The sequence below is a fragment of the Pseudomonas sp. SJZ078 genome (assembly GCF_007828255.1).
GTDB lineage: Bacteria > Pseudomonadota > Gammaproteobacteria > Pseudomonadales > Pseudomonadaceae > Aquipseudomonas.
This window is the reverse complement of the sequence record NZ_VIUG01000001.1, coordinates 416,236-423,055: the sequence shown is the minus strand read 5'-3', so window position 1 is coordinate 423,055 and position 6,820 is coordinate 416,236. Positions and strand designations below refer to the sequence as shown.

Annotated in this window: 3 protein-coding genes and 2 pseudogenes; 3 read left to right on the top strand and 2 right to left on the bottom strand. The window is 63.0% G+C overall.

Going from position 1 to position 6,820, the window contains the following annotated elements; translation table 11 throughout:
- Positions 1 to 526 precede the first annotated feature (526 nt).
- Complete coding sequence (locus FBY02_RS01850) at positions 527 to 1,306, top strand: DeoR/GlpR family DNA-binding transcription regulator (protein WP_144922596.1); 780 nt, start codon at positions 527 to 529, stop codon at positions 1,304 to 1,306.
- Between the two features lie 138 nt (positions 1,307 to 1,444).
- Here the strand turns inward: FBY02_RS01850 and FBY02_RS28645 are convergent.
- Together FBY02_RS28645 and FBY02_RS28640 are read right to left on the bottom strand one after the other, a co-directional pair.
- Positions 1,445 to 1,960 (bottom strand): annotated as a pseudogene (locus tag FBY02_RS28645) (methyl-accepting chemotaxis protein); the annotation flags it as partial.
- A 342-nt stretch (positions 1,961 to 2,302) separates the two neighbouring features.
- A pseudogene (locus tag FBY02_RS28640) lies at positions 2,303 to 3,496 on the bottom strand (HAMP domain-containing protein); the annotation flags it as partial.
- Positions 3,497 to 3,855: 359 nt separating this feature from the next.
- Between FBY02_RS28640 and FBY02_RS01840 the strand changes: the two are divergent.
- Complete coding sequence (locus FBY02_RS01840; RefSeq protein WP_144922590.1) at positions 3,856 to 5,304, top strand: APC family permease; 1,449 nt, start codon at positions 3,856 to 3,858, stop codon at positions 5,302 to 5,304.
- 88 nt (positions 5,305 to 5,392) lie between these two features.
- Positions 5,393 to 6,814 (top strand): aldehyde dehydrogenase family protein, encoded by a 1,422-nt coding sequence (locus tag FBY02_RS01835; RefSeq protein ID WP_144922587.1) that lies wholly within the window; start codon positions 5,393 to 5,395, stop codon positions 6,812 to 6,814.
- Positions 6,815 to 6,820 lie beyond the last annotated feature (6 nt).

Here is a 6,820-nt window from a genome sequence, read left to right as displayed (position 1 = left end):
AGGCTCGCTCCCACACTGGATCTTCGGCGCACGCAGCCTTTGCATACGCCACAGACCCCAGTGGGAGCGGGCTTGCTCGCGAAGACGTCGGCACAATTCAACATCCCTATGGCAGACGCACCGCTTTCGCGAGCAAGCCCGCTCCCACACTGGATTTGCGGTGCACGCAGCCTTTGCATACGCCACAGCCCCCTGTGGGAGCGAGCCTGCTCGCGATGGCGGCCTATCGGCTTGCAGGCATCTTGCCTTGAACAGCCTGTTTCACTCAGAAGATGAACTTGAGTAACGCGATGACCACGATCAGGCCGATCAGGAAAATAATGCCAACGGTACTGCCAAGAAATTTCAACATGGTAGAGCTCTCATCGAATGGGCTTAATGGTCTAGACCCCTGGCGCAGTCGCTCGTTTCGATTATTTTGCGAAGACACACAGCAATTCGAATCGGCGGTTTGACGACCCGAAGCATACGCGGCATGCTTGCTCGATTATGAGCATTGGTGCTCGTTTATGCAGGTTATGAACCTATGAACTCACCTAACGATGTATTTCCCGGCGAACGCCAGCAGTTGATCAGCGAACGCCTTGCTCGATATGGCCGTGTGATTGCGGCCGATCTGGCCAGTGAACTGAATGTGTCCGAGCACTCGATCCGACGCGACCTGGGTGCGTTGGCGGCGGCCGGGCTATGCAAACGCGTCTACGGTGGCGCCATCCTCCTGCCCGCGGCTGAGCGACCGATAGACGTTCGCGTCAGGCAGGATGCCGGGCGCAAGACCAACCTCGGCCAGACCGCCGCCGCGTTGCTAAGCAGCGGGCAGCACATCTTTATCGATGCCGGATCCACCAACCTGGCCATTGCCTGCGCCATTGACCCCCAGCTCCAATTCACCGTCACGACCAACTCGCCGCTGATTGCGGTGCAACTGATGAAGTTGCCTCGCGCCGAGGTCATCGTGCTGGGCGGGCGCTTGAACCCTGTTGCAGGCGGCGCAATCGGGCTGGCCGCGGCACAGCAGCTCCGGCAGTTCAGTTTCGACCTGTGCTTTCTCGGCGCCTGCGCCATCGACCCGGACAACGGCATTACCGCCTTCGGCCTGGACGACGCCGAGTTCAAGCGCGCGGTTGTCGCGGCGAGTGGCCAGGTGGTCGTGGCGGTGACCAACGAAAAACTCTCCAGCGTTGCGCACTATCAGGTGGCCGCATGTGCTGAAGTTTCTGCCCTGGTGGTTGAGCACGATGCGCCGCGCGAGCGCCTGGAGCCGTTCTTCAGCCGGATTTCCAATGTCGTGACGGCGTCTCGTTAAGTCGCTCGCTGCCGGGCTTGCCGGTCATCCCGGAGTATGAGGTGGTGTTCATGCGTTCGCCCGATGGCGAGACCGATGAGGCGGTGGCCCTGTTGGGCAAGGCCATGGGGCAGCTATTTAGGCTCTAGTGATGATGGCTCAGGTGCGGAAGTGCCCCACCCGTTGCTGCTGATGGTTCGCCATTTCATAGAGCTGAAGGCTGGCTTGCGAAGCGTCCTGCATCCGGCTGGTCAACGTTTCGCTGATCGTGCGGATGTCGCTGACGCGATGGCTGATGTCTTCGACCACTGAGCTTTGTTCCAGGGCCGCGCTAGCGATTTGCAGGTTCATTTGCTCGATCACTTCCACGGCGTCGCTGATGTGCTGTAACGCGACATGGGTCTGTTCCACTTGAGCCACGCTACCCCTGGCCAGCTCACGGCTGAGTTGGGTGTTGTGCACGACCTGTTGACTTAGCTGTTGCAGCGCCTCGATTACCCTGCGGATGTGTTCCACCGAATTCTGGGTGTTGCTGGCCAGGTGTCGGACTTCGTCTGCCACCACCGCAAAGCCGCGCCCTTGCTCGCCGGCCCTGGCCGCTTCAATCGCAGCGTTGAGGGCCAGCAGGTTGGTCTGCTGGGCGATGGCGCAGATCACGTCCAGCACCTGATTGATCTGCTGGCTGTTGTCGGCCAGGGTCTGCACCTGGCCGAGGGTGGTTTCGAGGCTTTGATCAAGGGTTCCGATACTGCTGACGGCGGTGGCGAACAGGGCGCGTCCGGAGCGGCTGGCACTTTCGGCGCGAGTGGCCGCATCCGCCGCCTGATGGGAATGCCGGGCGACTTCCTGGGCGCTGGCGCTCATCTCATGCAGGGCGGTAGCAGCCAGTTCGACATCCCGGTATTGCCTGGACATGCCCGTGCTCACTTCCTGGGCCACTTGCGAGGAGGTATCGGCGGTGTTGCGGGTGTCCTGGGATGCCTGCTGGATATCGCGAATGATAGGTTGCAGTTTGGCCAGGAAGCGGTTGAACCCATTGGCCAGCTGGCCCAGCTCGTCGCTGCGGTCGTCGGGCAGGCGCCGGGTGAGGTCGCCATCGCCTTCGACAATGGCGTTGAGCATCTCGGCGACGCTCAGCAGCGGCCGGGTCACGCCGTAGGCGGTCAGCCAAATGAGTGACAAGCCCAGCCCGCCGGCCAGCAGGCCCAGGCCGAGATTGACCCAGTTGGCGTATTGCTGCCTTTCATCCAACTGAGCCTGCATCTGCAACGCCGGTGCCTGCACCAACGCCTCGGGAACGCGTATCTGCAACTGCCAGGGGGCGCCGTTCGCGACGGTCTGCACGCTCTGGCGCACGTCGACGCAGGTGTCCGACACGCTGCCGCTGTAGCCGGCTAACTGGCCCGATGGGGACAGGATGCTGATCTCGCTATGGCCTGGATACAAGTCATCGGCCAAGGTGGCGGCGAGTTTCTGCAGGGTGTCGAGGCTGATGTCCATGCCCACGACGCCGATGGCTTGTCCCTTGTCCATCAGCGGCACCGAGATACTGCTCATGAGGGTTTTCCGGCCCTCGACTTCGACCTCGTAGGGTTCCGTCACGCAGGTGCGCCGCTCGGTCTGTGGGCAGAAGTACCAGGCGTTCCCCGGCTCGCTGCCCGGCGGGGCATTGTTGGCCACGATCTGGGCTTCGCTGAGCACTTCCTGGACCAGTTGTCCCGGCTGGCTTTGCGACCAATACAAGGCAAAGCGACCTTTTTCGTTCCCGGCCAGGTCTCGCTGGCCGGAGAAACCGGCATCGTCCCCGGCCAGCGCGCCAGGCAACAACACGACGTACAGCCCGAGGATCTTTTCCCGCTTGAGCAGGGCCTGGCGGGTGGCGCCGATCAACGCCTGGCGCAGTTGTGTGGCGGTCAATCGTCCGTCCAGGGCCTGGGTACGCAACTGAAGAACCTCTTGGCTGAATCCTTCCCCGTACAACGCTGTTTCGTTGAAGAAACGCTCAACCCGCTGGCCGTGGGCGAGGGCCTGGGCCTCCAGGCGTTCCAGGGCTGACTGGCCCAGCAACAGACTGCTCTGGTGCTTCAACAATTGGGCACTTTGCTGATTCTGGTAAAGGGAAGCGCCGGTCAATGCGCCGACGACGGCCAGGAGGGACAGCCCACTCAAGAGCGTGATCCGCCACTGAATACTGAGACGCGCGAAGAACATGCCGGGACTTCCTGCTGGAGGCTTCAGATCGCACGCAGCCAAGGCCTGGGTTGGCGTTGGAAGGGCGCGTCCCGCCTGATTGTTATTGTGGGGTACCCGGACCTGGTTCAAGGGCGGGCGAGGTCATCTTGCCGGACGCGATGTCGGCGCCGTTAGCCCGAATCGGCAGCTACTGCCGAGCATCGGACATCGCGGCCGCTCCACTTTGGGGCGCAGCTGCCGATGCTGCCGATTTGGGATAGCGAACGGTTTTGGCGAGGGCATAGCATCGATCCGGCAACACACAACAAGCCTGTGCGCAGCGGTGAGTCTGGCGTGCCCGATCTGCAACAGCGGCCTCATACAATAAGGTTAAAAAAATGAGCGTATCTTTTCCGATCAGCAGCTCCACGGAGTTGAAGCGAGGCGCCCTGGGCGTCGGCTTCATCATTTTCTTTGTGGTATCGGCGGCGAGCCCACTGAGTGTCATCGCCGGAGGCTTCCCCATCGGCATCATGCTGGGTAACGGTGCCGGTACGCCGGCCTTGTTGATCCTGGCCCTGCTGGTGTTGCTGGCGTTCTCGGCGGGATACACCGCCATGTCCCGGCACATGACCAACGCGGGCGGCTTCTACGCCTTTACTTCCCGTGGCCTGGGCGGCCTGGCCGGCGGCGCGGCGGGGGTGTTGGCAATGTTCGCCTATAACATCCTTCAGGTCGGCCTGTACGGGATGTTCGGCGGGGTCGTCAGCGGCACGATGGCCAGTGTCTTCAACCTCGACTTGCCCTGGTGGTGCTATTCGCTGCTGGCCATGGCGAGCGTGGCGATTCTCGGCTATCGCAAGATTGACCTTTCTGCGCGGGTGCTCTCGGTGGTGGTCATCGCCGAATACCTGGCCATCCTGATCCTGGATTTCGCCATTCTCAAGACCGGCGGTGACAGCGGCATCCATCTCGATTCGTTCGACCGCAGCCATGTGTTCAGCGGTACGCCGTCCATCGGTCTGTTGTTCTGTTTCGCCGCCTTTATCGGCTTCGAAGCCACCACCATCTACGGCGAAGAAGCCCGCGATCCGCATCGCACCATTCCCATCGCCACCTACAGCTCGGTGCTGTTGATCGGCGGGTTCTATGCCTTGTCGGTGTGGGCCATGGTGGTGGGCGTGGGGGCGGACAAGATCGTGCCGACGTTGCAGGCATTGCAGGACCCGACCACGTTCATCTATGGCCTGTCCGATCACTTTGTCGGTCCGCACCTGACCCAGGTCATCCGCATCCTGTTCATGGTCAGCATCTACGCCGGGCTGCTGGCGTTCCACAACGCCGCGGCCCGCTATTTTTACGCTATCGGCCGTGACGGCCTGCTGCATCGCCAATTGGGCACGACCCACCGCGTCCACCAGAGCCCGCACATGGGCTCGGCGCTGCAAAGCCTGATTGCCGCCGTGGTGGTGCTGATCTTCGCCGCGCTGGATGCCGACCCGATCCTGCAGCTGTTCGCCTGGTTCTCCAACCTGGCGACCCTGTGCGTGATTCTGCTGATGGCGCTAACCTCGGCGGCGGTGGTGGTCTACTTCCGGCGCCACCCGGAACTGAAACTCGGCGTCTGGCGCGGGCGGATCCTGCCGGTGTTTTCCTGCCTGGCGTTGCTGGTGGTCCTGGCACTCGCGGTGATTCATTTCGATGTGCTCACCGGGGCCAGCACGCTGCTGTCCTACACCCTCTGCGCCATCATCCCCGTCGCGCTGATCGTCGGTGTATGCCTGGCGGCCCGGCTGCGCAGGGTTTCCCCCGAACGGTTCATGGCGCTGGGCAGCCACAAGCTTTAGGGCCTCACGCAGCACTGTTCAATTCTCACGAAAAATACCGGTCCGCGTGGTCCGGGACGGCCCGTCCGCGCGCGAAAGAGAGGTACTGATGCACGATTATCAAATGCTCATCAACGGGGTTGCGGTCAGCGGTGAGCAGGGTGGCTTCGATGTCATCAACCCGGCCACCGGCCGTGCCTTCGCCCGCTGCCCCGCCGGCTCCCTGGCCCAGTTGGACCTGGCGGTCGACGCAGCACAGGCGGCTTTCAGCGAGTGGCGCCACAGCACCCACGAAGATCGGCGGGAGCGCTTGCTGGGCATCGCTGCGGACATCGAAGCGCAAGCCGAGGCGCTGGCCCGATTGATTGTCCAGGAGCAGGGCAAGCCGCTGGCTCTGGCGCTTTTCGAAGTCATGGGGGCGGTGGCCTGGACGCGGTACGCCGCCGAACAGCAGATCCCGGTGGAACGGGTGGAAGAAAGCCCGACCCAGCGTATCGAGCTGCACCGCAAGCCGTTGGGGGTGGTGGCGTCGATAACGCCTTGGAACTGGCCGTTCATGATCGCCATCTGGCACATCATGCCGGCGCTGCGGGCCGGCAATTGCGTGATCAGCAAACCGTCCAGCCTCACGCCGTTGAGCACTCTGAGCCTGGTGCACATCATCGCCCGCCATGTGCCCAAGGGTGTGATCAACGTCGTGACCGGAGAGCAGGGTTTCGGCAGCACGATCACCTCCCATGCCGGCATCCACAAGATCGTCTTCACCGGCTCGACCGCCACCGGCCAGAGCGTTATGCGCGGCGCCGCGAGCAACCTCAAGCGCCTGACGCTGGAGCTGGGGGGCAATGACGCCGCCATCGTGTTGCCCGGCACCCCGGTGGAAGCCGTGGCCGAAGACATTTTCCAGGCGGCCTTCCTGAACATGGGGCAGACCTGTGCCGCTCTAAAGCGCCTGTACATCCACGAATCCCAGTACGAGGCCTTTGCCGACGCGCTGGCGCGTATCGCTGCGCGTCAGGTGGTGGGTGATGGCCTGGAACCCGGCGTCACCTTCGGGCCGGTGCAGAACCTCGAACAACTGGAACTGGTCGAGGCGCTGGTGGCCGACGCCCGTGCCCATGGCGGCCGGGTGTTGTGCGGCGGCGCTCGGCTGGACCGGCCGGGGTTTTTCTATCCGCCGACCCTGGTGGCCGATGTCACGGACGGGCACCGCCTGGTCGACGAAGAACAGTTCGGTCCGGTGCTGCCGCTGATTGCCTATCAGGACGTCGAGGACGTGCTGCGCCGCGCCAATGCCAGCGACATGGGCCTGGGGGGCTCGGTGTGGGGCAGTGATCTCGCCCAGGCACAGGCCTTGGCCAGTCGCCTGGAAAGCGGCGTGGCCTGGGTCAACTGCCACGCGCAGATCCAGCCGAATACGCCTTTTGGCGGCAGCAAGATGTCCGGGTTCGGCGTCGAGTTCGGCCTTGAAGGGTTGCTGGAATTCACCGGCCAGCAACTGCTGTTTGTACGCACCCGTGAAACTGAGTGAGGACTT

Bases quoted from the DNA above. Each gene is read 5' to 3' on its own strand.
- FBY02_RS01850 (WP_144922596.1), top strand. From the start codon at position 527: ATGAACTCACCTAACGATGTATTTCCCGGCGAACGCCAGCAGTTGATC.
- FBY02_RS01840 (WP_144922590.1), top strand. From the start codon at position 3,856: ATGAGCGTATCTTTTCCGATCAGCAGCTCCACGGAGTTGAAGCGAGGC.
- FBY02_RS01835 (WP_144922587.1), top strand. From the start codon at position 5,393: ATGCACGATTATCAAATGCTCATCAACGGGGTTGCGGTCAGCGGTGAG.